The organism is Actomonas aquatica (assembly GCF_019679435.2).
GTDB classification, from domain to species: Bacteria; Verrucomicrobiota; Verrucomicrobiia; order Opitutales; family Opitutaceae; genus Actomonas; species Actomonas aquatica.
In genome coordinates, this window is record NZ_CP139781.1 from 3,524,821 (window position 1) to 3,541,810 (window position 16,990).

18 protein-coding genes are annotated in these 16,990 nt (G+C 64.8%); 11 read left to right on the forward strand and 7 right to left on the reverse strand.

Translation table 11 applies throughout. The features are described 5' to 3' along the window. Positions 1-47 precede the first annotated feature (47 nt). From K1X11_RS13710 to K1X11_RS13735, 6 genes are all read left to right on the forward strand, one after another. A complete protein-coding gene (locus K1X11_RS13710) occupies positions 48-1,013 on the forward strand; it encodes a virulence factor (protein ID WP_221032682.1) in 966 nt (321 codons plus the stop codon). Positions 1,014-1,145: 132 nt separating this feature from the next. Next, positions 1,146-2,696 carry a methylenetetrahydrofolate reductase C-terminal domain-containing protein gene (locus tag K1X11_RS13715; RefSeq protein WP_221032683.1) on the forward strand — a complete coding sequence of 517 codons (1,551 nt, stop codon included), beginning with the start codon at positions 1,146-1,148 and terminating at the stop codon, positions 2,694-2,696. Positions 2,697-2,867: 171 nt separating this feature from the next. Next, positions 2,868-3,815 carry a dihydropteroate synthase gene (locus tag K1X11_RS13720; RefSeq protein WP_221032684.1) on the forward strand — a complete coding sequence of 316 codons (948 nt, stop codon included), beginning with the start codon at positions 2,868-2,870 and terminating at the stop codon, positions 3,813-3,815. 139 nt (positions 3,816-3,954) lie between these two features. After that, positions 3,955-5,244, forward strand: coding sequence for an amidohydrolase family protein (locus K1X11_RS13725; RefSeq protein ID WP_221032685.1), 1,290 nt, complete (start codon positions 3,955-3,957; stop codon positions 5,242-5,244). A gap of 56 nt (positions 5,245-5,300) precedes the next feature. After that, positions 5,301-5,552, forward strand: a complete 252-nt coding sequence (locus K1X11_RS13730) for a hypothetical protein (protein WP_221032686.1) — start codon at positions 5,301-5,303, stop codon at positions 5,550-5,552. Next, positions 5,552-5,986, forward strand: a complete 435-nt coding sequence (locus K1X11_RS13735) for a TA system VapC family ribonuclease toxin (RefSeq protein ID WP_221032687.1) — start codon at positions 5,552-5,554, stop codon at positions 5,984-5,986. The genes K1X11_RS13730 and K1X11_RS13735 overlap by 1 nt, the downstream gene beginning before the upstream one ends. 19 nt (positions 5,987-6,005) lie before the next feature. On the opposite strand, the gene K1X11_RS13740 is transcribed toward K1X11_RS13735, so the two are convergent. From K1X11_RS13740 to K1X11_RS13755, 4 genes are all read right to left on the reverse strand, one after another. Beyond that, positions 6,006-6,302 (reverse strand): type II toxin-antitoxin system RelE/ParE family toxin, encoded by a 297-nt coding sequence (locus tag K1X11_RS13740; RefSeq protein ID WP_324725983.1) that lies wholly within the window; start codon positions 6,300-6,302, stop codon positions 6,006-6,008. Next, positions 6,299-6,520, reverse strand: coding sequence for an addiction module protein (locus tag K1X11_RS13745; protein WP_221032689.1), 222 nt, complete (start codon positions 6,518-6,520; stop codon positions 6,299-6,301). The genes K1X11_RS13740 and K1X11_RS13745 overlap by 4 nt, the downstream gene beginning before the upstream one ends. Before the next feature lie 106 nt (positions 6,521-6,626). Further along, positions 6,627-7,301 carry a spermidine synthase gene (locus K1X11_RS13750; protein WP_221032690.1) on the reverse strand — a complete coding sequence of 225 codons (675 nt, stop codon included), beginning with the start codon at positions 7,299-7,301 and terminating at the stop codon, positions 6,627-6,629. After that, positions 7,298-8,353 (reverse strand): methyltransferase domain-containing protein, encoded by a 1,056-nt coding sequence (locus K1X11_RS13755; protein WP_221032691.1) that lies wholly within the window; start codon positions 8,351-8,353, stop codon positions 7,298-7,300. The genes K1X11_RS13750 and K1X11_RS13755 overlap by 4 nt, the downstream gene beginning before the upstream one ends. A gap of 240 nt (positions 8,354-8,593) precedes the next feature. Between K1X11_RS13755 and K1X11_RS13760 the strand changes: the two genes are divergently transcribed. Both K1X11_RS13760 and K1X11_RS13765 read left to right on the forward strand, forming a co-directional pair. Next, a complete protein-coding gene (locus K1X11_RS13760; protein ID WP_221032692.1) occupies positions 8,594-9,964 on the forward strand; it encodes a hypothetical protein in 1,371 nt (456 codons plus the stop codon). A gap of 168 nt (positions 9,965-10,132) precedes the next feature. Continuing rightward, on the forward strand, positions 10,133-11,596 hold the full coding sequence (locus K1X11_RS13765) for a sialate O-acetylesterase (protein ID WP_221032693.1): 1,464 nt from the start codon (positions 10,133-10,135) through the stop codon (positions 11,594-11,596). A gap of 45 nt (positions 11,597-11,641) precedes the next feature. On the opposite strand, the gene K1X11_RS13770 is transcribed toward K1X11_RS13765, so the two are convergent. The 3 genes from K1X11_RS13770 to K1X11_RS13780 all read right to left on the reverse strand — a co-directional run bounded on the left by K1X11_RS13770 (position 11,642) and on the right by K1X11_RS13780 (position 13,639). Beyond that, positions 11,642-12,049, reverse strand: coding sequence for a DUF302 domain-containing protein (locus K1X11_RS13770; RefSeq protein ID WP_221032694.1), 408 nt, complete (start codon positions 12,047-12,049; stop codon positions 11,642-11,644). 64 nt (positions 12,050-12,113) lie between these two features. Next, a complete protein-coding gene (locus K1X11_RS13775) occupies positions 12,114-12,707 on the reverse strand; it encodes an exopolysaccharide biosynthesis protein (protein ID WP_221032695.1) in 594 nt (197 codons plus the stop codon). A gap of 77 nt (positions 12,708-12,784) precedes the next feature. Then, positions 12,785-13,639 (reverse strand): CvfB family protein, encoded by an 855-nt coding sequence (locus K1X11_RS13780; RefSeq protein WP_221032696.1) that lies wholly within the window; start codon positions 13,637-13,639, stop codon positions 12,785-12,787. 91 nt (positions 13,640-13,730) lie between these two features. On the opposite strand from K1X11_RS13780, the gene K1X11_RS13785 reads away from it, so the two are divergent. The 3 genes from K1X11_RS13785 (at position 13,731) to K1X11_RS13795 (ending at position 16,868) form a co-directional block, all read left to right on the forward strand. Continuing rightward, on the forward strand, positions 13,731-14,648 hold the full coding sequence (locus K1X11_RS13785) for a homocysteine S-methyltransferase family protein (protein WP_221032697.1): 918 nt from the start codon (positions 13,731-13,733) through the stop codon (positions 14,646-14,648). 292 nt (positions 14,649-14,940) lie between these two features. Next, the gene (locus K1X11_RS13790; RefSeq protein WP_221032698.1) at positions 14,941-15,720 is read left to right on the forward strand and encodes an SDR family NAD(P)-dependent oxidoreductase; all 780 of its coding nucleotides are present in this window, start codon (positions 14,941-14,943) and stop codon (positions 15,718-15,720) included. Positions 15,721-15,920: 200 nt separating this feature from the next. Beyond that, on the forward strand, positions 15,921-16,868 hold the full coding sequence (locus K1X11_RS13795; RefSeq protein ID WP_221032699.1) for a DUF6807 family protein: 948 nt from the start codon (positions 15,921-15,923) through the stop codon (positions 16,866-16,868). Positions 16,869-16,990: the final 122 nt, after the last annotated feature.

A 16,990-nucleotide genomic window follows, 5' to 3' on the forward strand; every position in this document is an offset into this window, starting at 1 on the left:
CTACCGCCTCTTTCACCATTCACTCTTCACCATTCCTCATTCTCCCCATGCCTGATTACGCACTCATGAACCAATTCCTCTACGAGGGCAACGGACCCAAGGTCGCCGAAATGACCCAGGCCGCGCTCGACGAGGGTAAGACGCCCCAGGAGGTGCTCTCCGAAGGCCTCATCGCCGGCATGTCCGTCGTCGGCGAGGACTTTAAACACAACGTCCTCTACGTCCCCGAAGTCCTCATCGCCGCCCGCGCCATGAAGGCCGGCATGGCCGTGCTCAAGCCCCTGCTCGCCGGCGACGAAGAGGGCGGCAACTCGTCCAAAGTCGGCACCCTCATGATGGGCACCGTCCGCGGCGACCTGCACGACATCGGCAAGAACCTCGTCTGCATGATGGCCGAAGGCGCCGGCTTCGAAGTCGTCGACATCGGCGTCGACCAAAGCGTCGAAAAGTTCATGGCCGCCGCCGACAACTGTAAGCCCGACATCATCGGCATGTCCGCGCTGCTCACCACCACCATGACCTACATGAAGACCGTCATCGACGGCTTCGAAGCCGACGGTCGCGACGTGAAGTTCGCCATCGGCGGTGCGCCCATCAGCCAGATGTTCGCCGACGAAATCGGCGCCGATGGTTACGGTGCCGACGCCTCCTCCGCGGTCGACCTCTTCCTCTCCTTCATGGGCAAGGGCGACGCCCCCACCAACAAACCCACCGCCGCCCCGGCCGCTGCTCCCGCCGCCGATCAACCCAAGGGCACCCAGACCACCTACCAGATCCTTTACTGGCAGGACCTGCCGGCGCAGATCAAAGCCAGCGACGAATACACCGAGGTGAAACTCGAGCTGCCCACGCCCTTCATGGAGCGCATCGACGCCGCCGCCCAACGCCTCGGCCTCACCGCCGAAGTCGACTACACCGCCCAGTTCAAATGGGGCGACGAACAAGACCGCGCAGGCGACGCCGCCACCGTAGCCGCCGCCGTCCAAGCCGAACTAGAAGCCTCCGCCAGCTAAGCGACTGCCCACGGAACACACTGAAAACACGGAATCGGAAAACCTCTTTCGTGTATTTCGTGTGTTTCGTGGTCTCCCCAACAGAGCCCTGAAGGTTTCCGGGTATTCCGTGTGTTCCGTGGGCAAAAAATAATGCTGACTCTCCGCCAACGCCTCGCGCAAGACGATCGCTTCCTCCTCGGTTGCGAGCTCGTCTCCGTGCGCGGTTCGATGGCGGAGCGCAACGCCGTCAAAACCCGCGGCTTCGCCAACGACCTCGTCGCCGCCGAACACATCGACTGGGTCAGCATCACCGACAACGCCGGCGGCAATCCCCAGCTCGCTCCCACCGCCCTCGGCAAGCCGTTGCTCTACGCTGGCAAGGAGGTGGTCATCCACCTCACCTGCAAGGACCTCAACCGCAACGGCCTCGAGAGCGAAGCCTGGCTGCTCAACAGCGAGGGCTTCCACAACATCCTCGCCATGACCGGCGACTACCCGATCTCGGGCAACGCCGGCACCGCCAAACCCGTCTTCGATATCGATTCAGTCGGACTCATCTCGCTGCTCAGCAAGATGAACCAGGGCCTCGATCCCCACCCCGATCGCTCCGGCAAGGCCCGTCCCAAGTTCGAGCCCACCGCCTTCCTCATCGGCGCCGTCACCAGCAACTTCAAGCTGCGCGAAGGTGAGCTCATGCCGCAATACGCCAAGCTCGCCGCCAAGCTCAACGCCGGCGCCCACTTCATCATCAACCAGATCGGATTTGATGCGCGCAAGATGAGCGAGCAGCGCGCCTACATGCAGTGTAACGGGATGGCGGATACACCGCTCATCGGCAACGTCTACCTGCTCAACCGCACCGTCGCCCGCATGTTCAACGAAATGCGCATCCCCGGGGTCGTTGTGTCGGACGAGCTCCGCGAGATCTGCGAACGACAGGGCGCTTCGCCCGACAAGGGCCGCGCCTTCTTCCGCGAACTCGCCGCCAAGCAACTCGCCATCTACCGCGGCCTCGGCTACCGCGGCGGCTACATCGGCGGCGTGCACAACATGGCCGCCGTGCAGGCCATCCTGGATATCGAGAAAACCTTCGCGCCCGACGATTGGAAACAGTTCGCCCGCGAATTCCAATACTCCCGCCCGCACGAGTTTTTCTTCTACGGCCGCACGCCCGACGGCCTCTGCGATCCCACCACCCGCGGCGAGCCCGATCCGCACCCGACGAAACACGTCACGCTGACCTACCAACTCTCGAAGTTCAGCCACGCCACGATGTTCACGCCGGGCAAGCTGCTCAACGACCTCGGCGCCAAGGTTTGCGCCAAGTCGGCCAACCCGCGCCAAGGCCCCGCCATTATGCGCTGGGTCGAACACCTCTCCAAATCCGCCCTCTTCTCCTGCAAAGACTGCGGCGACTGCTCCCTGCCCGAAATCGGCTACCTCTGCCCCGAGTCCCAATGCGCCAAGAACCAGCGCAACGGACCCTGCGGCGGCACGCGCGGCGGACGCTGCGAAGTCGACGGCTACGGCGACTGCATCTGGCTGCGCGCCTACGAACGCGCCAAGGCCGATGGCACCGAATCCGAGCTCCTCGCCCACGCCCCGGTCATTCAGGACCAATCCCTCCGCGGCACCTCCGCCTGGGCCAACAGCTGGCTCGGCCGCGACCACACCTCTCCCAAACAACCCGAACCCTCATGACGCAGGTTTTCTAACCACGGATGAACACGGACGGGCTCCACTACCGTTCCGCCTTCCCTCCCTGTGAGACCATAAATCGTCTCAGTGCGTAGTCCCGCGACTGCGGGACGAAGCCCATCCGTGTCCATCCGTGGTTAAAAAATACAGCCCTGCCCCTCAGGACCAACCGACATGCCCATCCCGAAACTCAACATCATCGGCGAACTCATCAATAACTCCTACGCCCGCGCGCGCCGCGCCTTCACCGATCGCGACGTCACCAAATATCAGGAGCTCGCCAAAGGCCAATCCGCACTCGGTGCCGCCTACCTCACCGTCAACCTCGACGGCACCCAGCGCATCTCCGTGCGCGCCGAGGAAATGCTCGAGTTTCTCCCCGAGGTCGTGCCCGCCCTTCAGGAAGCCACCACCACGCCGCTCGCCTTCGACAACCCCTCCGTCGACTACCACCGCGTCGCCCTCGCCCACTACGACGCCTCCAAAAGTGGCCGCCCCATTCTCAACTCCCTCGCCGCGTCCCGCACCCACCTCGACGAAATGATCGGGCTCGTCAAAGACCACGACACCCGCGTCGTGGTCATGGCCTCGGAATACTTCACCGACGAAGGTGGCTCCCAATGCCTTGACCCGCGCGACTCGCACTCCGCCGCCAAACGCTTCATCGACATGCTCGCCACCCAGGCCGACCGCCAACCCGACGACATCATCATCGACGTCGGCCTCGCCCCCGTCGGGGCCGACACCTACGGCCTCATCAACATCGGCCTCGACGCCATGAAACTCATCACCGCCGACCCTGACCTCAAGGGCGTGCACTTCATCGTCGGCCTATCCAATTTCGCCTGGGGCACCCCCAAAGGTGTCCGCGAACAACTCGAAAACGCCTACCTCACCATCGCCGGTGAACTCGGCCTCGACTACGCCCTCGCCAACGTCGAGAAGCAGCCCGCCGCCCTCCCCGCCGACGACCCCCTGGTCGCCCAACTCCGCGACGCCCTCGAACAAGGCCGTCGCCAAGGCGACGAAACCCAGGAGCAAGCCGGCTTCCGCCAAGCCGAGGCCATCATGGCCATCTGCGCCGCCAACAAAGAAGACGAAGACGACGACTGGGACGACTAAGTCGATCTTAACCACGGATGAACACGGATAGGCTTCACTACCGTTTCGCCTGGTTACTCAAAAAAAGACGGAGCGTTAGCGGAGTCATCCGTGTCCATCCGTGGTTAAAAAACCAATCCTGCCTCTAGGAACCAAATCCGTGGTTAACCCAATTCCCTCTGCCTCTCCCACCCGCCGCATCTGGCTGCACGTCGGCACGCTGCTCGACGGCACCTCCACCACACCCGCGCGCGATGCGCATGTTGTCTACGACAGCCAGCGTATCCACTTCGTGGGCACCAACGGCAATCGCCCGCCGCCCGACATCCTCGCCGATCACCAGACCGCGCCCGATGTCTCCGCGCCCGACGCCACCCTCCTCCCTGGCCTGATCGAAGCCCACGCCCACCTCTTCCTCGAAGGCGGTGAACTCGACTTCGAAAAACGCGCCACCTACCTCACGCAAACCGCGGACGAACTCCTCGCCGCCGCCCAACCGCGCCTCGCCCAACTCGTCACCCTCGGCATCACCGGCGTGCGCGACGCCGGCGACAAAGACGGCGTCGGCCTCGCCCTCAGCCGCCAATACAAGCGCCCGGCCGCCGAACGCCCGCTCATGCCCTACTACGACTCGCCCGGCGCGGCGATTCACCACGAGGGTCGCTATGGCAAATTTATGGGCGAAACCATCGAGGCCCACGGCTCCATCGATGCCACCGTCGACGCCCGCGTCGCCGCCGGCGCCGACCGTATCAAACTTCTCCCTACCGGCATCATCAACTTCAAGAAGGGCCTCGTCACCGCCAAGCCCCAGATGGACACCGCCGAGGTCAGCGCCATCGTCGCCGCCGCCAAACGCCACGGCCGCCAGACCTTTGCCCACTCCTCCGGCGACATCGGCATCGATCACGCCATCGACGGCGGCGTCGACACCATCGAGCACGGCTTCTTCCTGCGCGACGACCAGCTCGCCAAACTCCGCGATCAGCAGATCGGCTGGGTGCCCACCTTCGCGCCCGTGCAAAAACAGGTCGATCACGCCGTGCTCTTCGGCTGGGACGAACAGATCGTCGGCAACCTCCAACGCATCCTCGACAACCACGCCCGTTCGCTGGTCAAAGCACACGACATGGGGGTGCTCATCATCGCCGGCTCCGACGCCGGTAGCTGCGGCGTCGCTCACGGCCTAGGTTTCCTCTACGAATTGGAGCAGATGGAAAAGGCCGGGCTCTCGGCGCTCGCGGTGATCAACGCGGCCACCGGCGTGAGTGCCGGTCGCCTCGCCTACGCCGACCCCATCGGCCGCATCGCCCCCGACCACCTCCCCCGCATGATCCTGACCACTGCCCCGGTCCTCGACAGCGTAACCCACCTCCGCGCCCCCAAAACCGTCATCTTCGACGACCAGGTCCTGATCCAAGACAAAACCTTCAGCCCCACCGGCCTCTAAAGAAGACCGCCCGGGCCACGATTGACTTCATCATCTGATGCGATTGCATCAGATGCATGCGCACCACTCTTGATATCGACGACGACGTATTGAGCTTGGCCAAAGAGCTCGCCGCGAAGGAGCGTCGCACCGCCGGCTCCGTCATCTCCTCGCTCGCCCGCCAGGGTTACCAATCCGGCGGGAAACCAACGACGACCCGCAGCCCCGCCAAACCGCGCCAGCGCAACGGCATCGCCATGCTGCCCAAACGTGCGACTCCCGTCACCATGGCTCACGTGCAAAAACTCATGGACGAAGAGGGTCTCTGATGCGCGCGCTGCTCGATGCAAATGTGCTCATCGCCCTCTTCGATGAAGCCCACGTCTTCAACGAACGCGCGCATGATTGGCTGGAGGTAAACGCCGCCCACGGCATCGCCACCTGCCCACTCACCGAAGACGCCTTGGTCCGTATTCTGACCAACCCAAACTACAGCGCCGAACTTCAGGTGACTCCGGCGCAAGTGATCGAAATTCTGACCCAATTTGTCTCCGCGCACGATCACGCCTTCTGGAGCGACGACATCAGCCTGCGTGCGCCCGAGCTATTTGATCCCGCTCGCATTCTTGGTTCCCGGCAACTGACAGATCTCTACCTGCTCGCCCTCGCCACCCGTCACAAGGGTCGGCTGGTCACCTTCGATGAGCGCATCGCGATTTCTCCGGTTCGCGCCGCGAAGCCGCGCAACCTCCTGACGATCTAGCCACTCACCCAGACCGCCCCTATCTCCGTGTAGTCAGATGTCGTGGATCTCGGCGGGCATGAAACACCGCCAACACCACGATACGGTCTTTTTCGGCAACAAAGTTGAGCGTGTAAGGAAAACGCTTCAGCACAATCCGTCGAATCGGCCCACGGACCTTACGAAACAAGGTCGGGTGAGTAGCAGCTTCGCTCAGACTCTCTCCTACTGCCTGCTGGAAATCCAAGCCCAGTCCCTGCCGCGCTTCCTCATAGAAAATCAACGCTTCGTCGAATTCCAACCGCGCCTCGCGCCGAAATACGACCGCCCTACTCACTGCCGTCGATCTCGATTGGCTTGCTGAATCTCAGCCCACGAAACCACGTCTTCGGGAGCAGCTTCGTGCGCAGCCAAACGGCGGTCCAGCTCCTCTGCCTGTGCAGCTGTTATCAGCAAATCATCCTCGGCAAATTCGCTCCATATCTGAGCGACTAAATCACGACGCTCCGCCGGCGAGAGCGACCGCATCGTTTCGAGAATCTCCCCTGCACTCATAGCCGTAAGGTAGACCCGACGCCCACCGCCGCAAGATCGATCAGCCGCCTGACCGGAGCGCCCAAAACCCTGCTGCGCAACAAAGCCGTCCAACTGCTACCAACCCTCACCCCGCGCTCGCCGCATACAGCATATACGCCGCGCGTTTGGCGTTGGCGTGAACCTTCGCCGGGATGGCCTCCACCGCAAAGCCCACCTGCCTGAGCCGCGCTGCGAAGGCCTCGTCCGGTCCAGCCGACCAAAACACCACCCGCCCTCCGGGACGCAGCGCCCGCCGCACTGCTCGCAGTCCCGCCGCCGCATACAAACTCGCGTTGCCCGCCGCCACCATCGCGACCGGGCCGTTGTCCACGTCGAGGAGCAGCAAGTCGTAACGGCCACGCGGGGCCTGCCGGATCATCGCCGCCACGTCACCTTCCCGCACGACCACCCGCGCGTCGTCCAAACAGGCGCCGTTGAGTTCCCGCAGGTGCTCGCGGTTCCACGCCACCACCGCCGGCACCAACTCCGCCACCTCCACCACCGTGTCCGGCCCGGCCAACTCCAGCATCCGCCGCAGCGTGAAGCCCAAACCAAGTCCGCCGATCAACACCCGCCGCGGCGCCGCCGTGCCCAGGTCGGCCCAACCCACCTCCGCCAGCGCCAACTCCGAGGCATGCGCGCGCGAGTGCATCAACTCCTGCCCGTCGAGACTGATCGCCCACGCGCCGTCCTGTTCGCTCAGCACCAACCGTCGTCCCGCGGCCGTGCGCGCCTCCGCCACCGACCGCCGCGGTTTCACGCCGAGTCCTCCACCCACACACTCCATTCCCAGGAGTCGGGATTCTCCCAGCGCCCCACCTCCAGCTCGATCATCACGACGTCACCCGCCTGCACCAGCATGGTATCCGTTCGCAGAATACGATAGGCCCAGTGCGGCGCGCGTCCTAGATCACGCGGGCCCGAGCTGAGCCGCAGGCCGCCGTCAGCCTCCACTTCAAAATACACCGCCAGTCCGTCGATTTGGCCCGCCTCCGCCACCGGTCGTTGGAGCAACAGTGTGCGCGGCAGCGCCATCACCCCCGCGATGGTCTCGAGGTCGAGACGCAAGGCCGGTTCCGGGGTGCCCACAAAACGATCCACCACCCCCAGGTCGCAGCTCGCCCAGCGGTAATACTCCCGCTCGTCCGGCTTCTCCGCGCGCAGGCAACTGTAGTCGTAACCGTGCGAGTTGATCTCCCACACCATCGGCACGCGCCGCTCCGGGTGCAGCATCACCGGCTCACAGAACCACGCAAAACGACTCGGCAGGATGCGCCCGCCCGGCTTGAGCAGGCGGTCCCGCAGGTCACACACGTTGGTCACCATGCTTTCATCGAAGAGGTAGTCCCCCATCTGCTCGTGCACGATCAGATCGACCTTCTCCTCCAGCTTAAAATCGGTGCTGTGCTGCGCCACCCACTCAACCCGCTCGATGCCATTGGCGGCCGCCACCGTGCGCGCCGTATCGAGGATGTTCGAATGGTCCAACGCCCACACCCGCTCCGCCCCCGCCCGCGACGCCCACGCCGCCAAAACGCCCGTGCCCGTGCCGAGGTCGATCACGTGATCACCCGGCTTCACGCCCCGCTCGATCAGCGCATGATAAAAATCCATCCGCGGCCCATCCGCCAACATGCGCTCTTGCTGGTCGATCATGCCAAAATACCAGCCGTTAAACTCCCGATATTCCGCTTCGGGATTTCGCGGCGGCTCCGGCGCATACACCCAGCCGCTCAACCACGGCGTCGAGTAGACGCGCCGTCCCAGCCAGCTCAGGCCCCCGCGCACGGCGGACCAAAATGAAACACTCAAACGTTGCAGCGATGTTAACATAGCGGATGCCGGACAGCACCCAACGCAGCCGGAACCTCCATCTCGCCCCAGCCCCCGACGAGGCGCAACTCGCAATCCACCTTCCGTCCGATTGCGCTCTCTCCCTCCCTGCGGGCCCGCGGCTCATCCCAAACGACGGGATTCGCCACCGCCTGGGGTTAAGTTCCGTGTGCCTGAGTCGCTCAGGCTTTGCCCCGATCTTTGGTCCTCGCTACCCCAATGCCCTCTCCACGTCTGCGCTTTGTTCTTCGCGCCAGTGCCACCTTCGCCGCCACGTTGCTCGCCCTGCCCGCGGCGGCCGACGACAACGCCACCGCTCCGCCCTCCGCGCCCGACATCCGCCTCTTCTCCGGCATCGAGCTCGCCGTCCGCCCCGCCGACGCCCTCATCCCCGTCATCGGCATCGAGGGCAACCGCTTCGTCTTGGACGACGACACCCACTCGCGCATCTACCCCAGTGACGCCGGCTCCTTCAGCGCCCACCACCGCATCAAACTCAGTCGCACGCCCCTCACCATCGATCGGCTCCAAGCCGTGCGTTCCTACACGCCCGAAAAAGACCCGGTGCTGCAGGGCATGATCCTGCACAACGAGATGGCTGCCCAAGCCCAAATCAAAACCGCTGCCGCCGAGCTGAAACACTTCGGCGGAGAAGCATCGCGCGCCCAAAACTACCGCTACGCCAAGGTCAATTCCGACGCCCGCGACGCCGGTCAAAACCAACCCCACGACGGAATAGGCACCGCCGAGGAGATGGCCGTCGCCACCAGCGAGGCCTTCGACGAACTCATGACCGTGCACACCGAGGTGGCCACCAGCCTGGAATCCACCATGGCCGACGACCTGCGCTCCCGCGGCGAGTCCGCCGGCGACTTCGATGCGCTCGACATCTCCTTTCTCCTCTCCACCCCGACGCCCGTGCGGGACGCCTACGCCGTGGTCATCGCGTCCGTCGCCGAGGAGGGGCAAACCCGTCCCCGCTCCTTCTACGAAACCATCGGCGATCTCGGCCCGAAACCGCGCCGCGTTTACCTACGCCGCACCGGCTTCAAAGCGGGCTTCACCGTCGAGAATGTCACCGTGCATGTCTACGCCCGCGGCCAGGAATTGGTCAGCAACCTCTCCGCCAAAAACACGCCCCTCACTGCCGAGCAGACCCGCGACTACCTGCTGCTCAGCTACCTCAGCGAACACGCCACCGAGTCCCTGCCCGCCCAACCGGTCTGGTCGCTCGCCCCGCCCGCGCTGCTCGCCGCCGAATCGGCCAGCGCCTTCGATCGCACCGTCGCCATCAACCTCGATGCCGACGGCAGCCTCATCAGCATCCACGACTCGCGCGCCGCGGCCGAGACCTTCGCCGCCAGTATCCACGACGCCAGCACACTGCGCGCCGGCAACCCAACCAAGACCGGCACCTTCGCCGACAGCATGCGCCGCAGCGAAACCAGCGCCGTCTCCCTCAACCAAAGCGCCCGCGTGCCCGCCCACATCGTCGCCGCGCTGCAGGACATGTATTTCCTCCCCGCCCTCGACGGCGGCGAACCCGTGATGAGCACCACCGAGATCAACCTCGCCACCTTCTTCCCGTAGCCCGCACTCCAGCAAGGCCATCCCCCACCTTCCTTTGCGACCTTGGCTACCTTGGTGTTAAAAATCCCGGTTTGCGAGCGACCCGCCGCCCCAATCGCCCACGCATCCCACCAGCCAGGATTGCGTTCCCCATTTGAGCTTTGCCGCAATGCGCCGTAGAGAGTCGTCATGCCTCGCCTCCTGTGCGCCCTGATCCTCCTGGCCACCTGCGCTCGCGCCCACGCCGAGCTCACGCTCCCGCCCATCTTCGATGACCACATGGTGCTGCAACGGCACCAAGCGGTGCCCATCTGGGGCACCGCCGAGCCCGACCAACTCGTCGTTGTCCGCTTCGACGATCAGGTGGTGCACGCCACCGCCGATGCCACTGGCCACTGGCGCACCCATCTCGCGTCCATGGACGCCGACGCCACCCCACGCCCGCTCACCGTCGAAGCCTACGCCGACCCCTCCAATCCAAAATCGAGCATCGAAAATCGAAAATTCCAGGACGTGCTCGTCGGCGAAGTCTGGCTCTGCACCGGGCAATCCAACATGGAGATGGCCCTCGGTGTGCCCGCCGCCGGCGCCGCACCCTACGCCGAGTTCGACGAAGCTCTCGCGCGCGACCTAGCCACCATGGACTATCCCACCATCCGCTTGGTGAAGGTAAGCCAAGCCAGTCGCGAAGCCGGGGCCCTGCGCACGCACGGCTGGTCTCAGGCCCATGGCGACGCCCTCGCGCGTTTCTCCGCCGCCGGATTTTTCTTCGGCCAAAAACTCTCCACCGAACTCAACGTCCCCATCGGCCTCATCCTCTCCGCCTGGGGTGGCAGCGCCTTGGAGGAATGGATCTCCGATGCCGCCTACGCGCCCCTCGCCGAAACCTTGGGCGACCACGCCGAACGCGGCTTCGATCGCAGGGCCGAGTTTGTGAGCCGCAACTACGACGTCATGCTCGCCCCGCTCGCGCCCTACGGCCTGCGCGGCGTGGTGTGGTATCAGGGCGAAACCAACCTCACCTTCTATCGCGACGGTGAACACTACGCGGCCAAGTTTGCCGCGCTGGTGCACGACTACCGTCAGCTCTGGGCCAACGACACCCTGCCGTTCTACGCGGTGCAGCTCGCGCCCTTCAACTACAGCACCTTCCACCCGCGCATCAGCTACGCCGCCGATGAACTGCCGCGGCTCTGGTATGGGCAACTCAAAGCGGCCCGCGAGATTCCGCACACCGGCCTCGTGCCCATCGGCGACACTGTGAAGGACCCGACCGACATCCATCCCGGCGGCAAACGCACCGTCGGTGAACGCTTGGCCGCCCTCGCCCTCAATCGCACCTACGGCCGCACCCAAGTGCCGGCCACCGGCCCCTTCGTCACCCGCACCACCTTCCGCCCCCGCGGTGCCATTGTGCACTTCACCGGGGCGCCCGGGGGGCTCACCACCACCGACGGCGAGCCACCCGCCCACTTCGAACTCGCCGGTGATGACGGCGAGTTCCTCCCCGCCGATGCCACCATCGAAGGCAGCACGGTCATCCTCACCTGCCCCGACATCCCCGCGCCCACCGCCATGCGCTTCAACTGGCACGAAACCGCCCTCACCAACCTCACCAACCAAGCCGGCTGGCCCGCGTATCCCCAACCCTAAGGGGTCAATCTTATATTCTTGAATCGCCGTCGGCCGCGCTGTGGTTCAGGCCACCAGCGCATCCATGATCGCCGTCATGGTGGCTTCGACGTCCTCGGCTTCCGCTTCGACTCCCGGCGCATCATACATGCCCAGCATCTCCGTCGGCTTCATCGTCGAGAGCACGGTCTTGCCCTCCTCCGTGTAGATCGCGAGTCGGCACGGCAGCGCGGTGGCGATGTCCATGTTGGCCGTGAGCACCCCTTTGGCCTTCTGCGGATTGCACACCTCAAACACCGTGCACGGTCGATCAAACGCCACGCCCTTCGCTGCCATCTTGGCCTGCAGATCCACCACGCCGATCAGGCCGAACTTGTTCGCTTTGCAGGCGTCCTCCACGCCCGCGCAAACTTCGGCGAACGGCTTGGTGGTGGAGCGTTTGATCAGGCGGTCGGCAGGGGTGTTTGCATTCATGCTCATATTTTAAAACATAACGTCGCCTCACGCTACCCCACCCGGCACTTTTCCGCGCGCAACCTCACGCCAACAGCTGCGTCACCACCAACCAGCCGATCACCCCCGTAAAGGCCGTCGCGATGAGCGCGAGCAACCCATCACGACCCACCAGCGCCAGTCCGAAGGTCGCCAGCGCCATGCCCGCCGTGCTCGCCACAAACGGCAGCAGCTCCAGCGGCGGCATCGTGAGCGCGATCAACACGCACAACACCGCAATGCCATAAGTCGCCAGCCCGCGCGTGAGCTTCACCCAGCGCGGCCGCACCATACGATCGACCACGCGCGCCGGTTTGTGCAGCCACTGGATGCCCCGTTTGAGCTTCTTCCGCTCAATCGTGCGACGCGTGATCCATTGCGGCAGCCAGAAGTGGTCCCGCCCGATCAGCAATTGCACCGACACCAGCGCCACGATGGTGCCAATGATCGACGGCACCCCGGGAATTCCGCTGATCGGCGACACCGCCAGCAATCCCAGCAACAATAGCATCGGTCCATAGGAGCGCAGCCCGACCGCCTCGAGTAGGTCGGCAAACGCAACCTTCTCCTCGTCCATGGCGGACTCCTCGATCTGCTGCAGCAGATCCTGCAGGTCGGTGGATCGACTGGCGGAACTCATGCCTATCTGGACCACCATTCGGCAAAACGGTTTTCACGTCGCCGCCCCGACGCCGATTCGTCACAGACGTCGCAGCCTCACTCGTCGCTTCGCACCCGCCGAATTCCGCCTGGCTCCAGCGTGATCCGCCCCTCGCGCAACAGCGCTCCCACCGCCTGTTTAAACGCCTTCTTGCTCACGCCAAATTCCGTCCGGATCGCCTCCGGCGCACTGCCATCATGAAACGGCAGCCACCCACCCGCCTCCGCCAGCCGATCCACCAGTTCGGCCTTCACGCGCCGGATCCGCCCGTAACCGGACGCATGCGGGGTGAGGTCAACCTTACCATCCTCCCGCACCTGCCGCACATACACCTCCAACGTCTGCCCCACAGCCAACGGCTCAGTGAAATCGCTGTGATACAGCAGCCCGCGATGCTCGTGGTTGATGATGACCCGATAACCCAGCTCGGTCTCGGCCTCGACCATGGCATCCACCACCTGCCCGTCCGCATAATCCGGCGCGTCCAGACTCAGGTGCCGCCCGATCCGCGCACTCGCCACCACCCGATGCGACCGATGGTCCACGTGCACCCGCACGATCAACCAGTCTCCCACCCGCGGCTCCCGCCCCGCCGAAGGCCACTCCCTTCGCGGCAACAGCAAATCCTTTTCAAGTCCCCAGTCGAGAAACGCACCGATGCGCCCATCCACCGCCACCACGCGCAGGTAGGCAAACTCGCCCGCCACCGCCAGTGGCTCCGCCGTCGTCGCCACCAGCCTGTCATCAGAATCTCGATACACAAACACCTCCACCTCGTCGCCCAGCCGCATGTCCGGCGTGCGCCAGCGCGTCGGCAGCAGCACTTCGCCCAACGCTTCGCCGTCCACATAAAAACCCTGGGGAGCTTCGCGCACGAGGCGCACCCGGTTGCGTTTGCCGATAAATGCCATGTCGCCGCAGCCTGCGTCGCCCACCGCGCCCTGTCTAACACCTTCGCTTCGGCTTGCGAGTCGGCCCGCGCTCCCGCCAAATGACAGCTCCATGGCCTCTTCCCCCTCCCGCCTCCTCGCCGCCCTCGCCACCCGCCGCCTCGTCTGCGACGGCGGCATGGGCACCCAGCTCATGCTCGCCGGCCTCGAACAAGGTGCCTCCGGCGAAGCCTGGAATCTCACCCACCCCGAGCGCGTGCTTGAGATCCAGAAACGCTACGTCGACGCCGGGGCCGACTGCATCATCACCAATACCTTCGGCGGCTCCCGCCTCATGCTCCAACGCCACGGCGTGGCCGACGACGTTGTCGCCATCAACCAAGCCGCCGTGCGCATCGCCCGCGAAGCCTTTGGTGACAAAGAGGGTTTTGTGCTCGGCGACATCGGACCGCTCGGCGCCATCCTCGAGCCCTACGGTGACCTGCCGTTCGACACTGCCGTGGAGGTCATCACCGAGCAGGCCAAAGCGCTCGTCGATGCCGGCGTGGACGCCATCATTCTCGAAACCCAAACCGGCAAGGAAGAGATCCAAGCCGGCCTCGCAGGCGCCAAAGCCGCCGGTGCCCCCTGCATCATCTGCTCCTTCGCTTACGACCTCTCGGCCGACAAGACCTTCTACAAAACGATGATGGGCTTCGGCCCCGAAGACGCCGCCGAGTTCTGTGAAGAAAACGGCGCCGACATCATCGCCCTCAACTGCGGCACCGGCATGGACATGCCCGGCGCGGCCTCCGTCGCCGAGATCTACCAGGACACCGTCGACCTGCCCGTCATGATCCAGCCCAACGCCGGTCTGCCCGTCCTCGAGAACATGAAGGCCGTCTACAAGCAGCCGCCCGAGGAAACCGCCGCCAAAGTGCCCGACGCCCTCGAAGCCGGTGCCAGCATCATCGGTTCCTGCTGCGGCTCCACGCCCGACCACACCCGCGCCATCCGCGCCCAGGTCGACGTCTGGAACGCAACGCACTGAGCGCGCTGACACCCGGCCTCACCGCGGCCGGCTATAACCAAAAACGGCCACCAAAACTGTAGCCGGAGTCGTTGACCCCGGTGCCACACCGCAAAAGGCGATGTCGGGCGTAAAGCCCGACCCACCTTAAAACTATCATAACCCACCTGTGGGTCGGGCTTTACGCCCGACAACCACGCAACCGCCGATCCCCCTCCGGCGACGGACTCAACAGTTGAACATCACCCCATTGTTCAACCCGGATGAAATTTCTTTTATTGGTCCTCCTCCCTCCCTCAACCCACGGAAGACCATGAGCCCCCTCGCTACTCCTTTCCCCGCGATTTTCTCCCTCGCCGGTGAGACCGCCCTCATCACCGGTGGCGGCACCGGCATCGGCCGCGCCATCGCCGAGTGCATGCATGCCGCCGGCGCGACCATCGTGCTCGCCGGCCGCCGCGAAAACATCCTCCAGGAGGAGGTCGCCCGCCTCGGCGAGCGCGCCCAATACGTCGTGCACGACATCACCAATTTGGAGGGTGCCCACATCCTGCGCGAGAAGACCGAAGCCCTCGTCGGCCCGGTCACCTCGCTGGTCAACAACGCCGGCATTCACATCAAGAAACCCGCCGTAGAAACGACCACCGCCGAATTCCAACGCGTGCTCGATACCCACGTGCTCGGTTCGCACGCGCTCACGGTTGAGTTCGCCCCCGGCATGATGGAGCGCAAACACGGCAGCATCCTCTTCACCGCGTCGATGGCCTCACTCTTCGGCATCCCCAAGGTCATCGCCTACACGGCGGCCAAGTCGGCCTACGTCGGCATGGTCAAAGGACTCGCCACCGAATTCTCGCCGCACGGCCTGCGCGTCAACGCCATCGCCCCGGGTTGGATCGACACCGACATGTCGCGTCAGGCCTTCGCCGGCGATCCCGAGCGCCTCAACAAGATCCTCAACCGAACCCCCACCGGCGAACTCGGCACCCCGCAGGACGTCGGCTGGGCGGCCGTCTACCTCGCCTCCCCCGCCGCCCACTTCGTCACCGGCACCATCCTCCCCGTCGACGGCGGCGTCAGCATCGGGTTTTAGGACTGTTTTGTTTAACCACGGATGGACACGGATAGCTTCGCCTACCGGCTACGCACTGAAACCATCAAAGACGGGTCAGTGGATCGGAGGCGAAACGGTAGTGGAGCCCATCCGTGTCCATCCGTGGTTTAAAAAACTCCGTTTAACGGGTCCGTAGTTCTCCGTGTTCAACCACCGCAATCCGTGGTTGAAACTTTGGCGTGAAACGCCCCCTACCCCTCGTCGCCGTTCTCGCCCTCCTCACCTGCCTCACCTCCGTCACCGCCCGCGCCGACTTTGTGCGCACCGATCACTCGATCGGCTGGGAACAGGACGGTGACCTGCTCTGGCAATTCTCCTTCTCGCCAGACGACGGCAAACCCTACTTCCACCCGCTGCGCGTGCCCGGCGGCCCCTCGCTTACCAAGCTCAAACCCGAGGACCACGTTTGGCACTACGGTCTCTGGTTCTCGTGGAAATACATCAACCACGCCAACTACTGGGAACAGTCGCGTGAAACCGGCCGCTCCGAAGGCAAAACCACCTGGGGCACGCCCCACATCCGCACCTTCCCCGACGGCGGCGCGGAGATCACCCTGCAACTCGACTACGCGCACCCCACCGGCCGCGTCGACCTCAGCGAAACGCGCCTGCTCGTCGTCTCGCCTGTCGCCGCCGACGGCTCCTACACCATCGACTGGAACAGCACCTTCACCGCCGGCCGCGCCGGCGCTTACCTCGACCGCACGCCCCTGCCCCACGAACCCGACGGCGTCGTCTGGGGTGGTTACGCCGGCCTGAGCATGCGCCTCGGCCACGGCCCCGATCCGGTCGCCATGGTCAACACCCACGGCCCCATGACCGACTGGGTCGACAACCGCATGCGCCCCCGCACCGGCGCCCTCGGCGTGACCGTGTATCCACAAAAACCCGACAGCGGCAGCCTCGCCGTGCTCACCGCCACGGACAACATGCCCGGCGACGGCGACGACCCGTGGTATTGCATCAACAGCCAACCCAGCCGCTTCTGGTGCTCGGCCGTGCTCGTGCCGAAGCCCCTGCAACTCGAGCCCGGCCAAGTCTGGCCCCTGCGCTACCGCCTCCAACTCCGCAAACACCCCTGGACCGCCGCCGACCTCTCAACGGCGCTCGAGTCCTGGCAGGAGTAACTTCCGCCATCCCCCTTGGCACTTAACGTCCAACGGGGGCGCGGTCGCGGGCGCGAGTCTTTCGCGCTGGATTGACGACCTTCTCGCGAGCGGCCCCGACCCACCCCGCTTCGTCGCTCGCG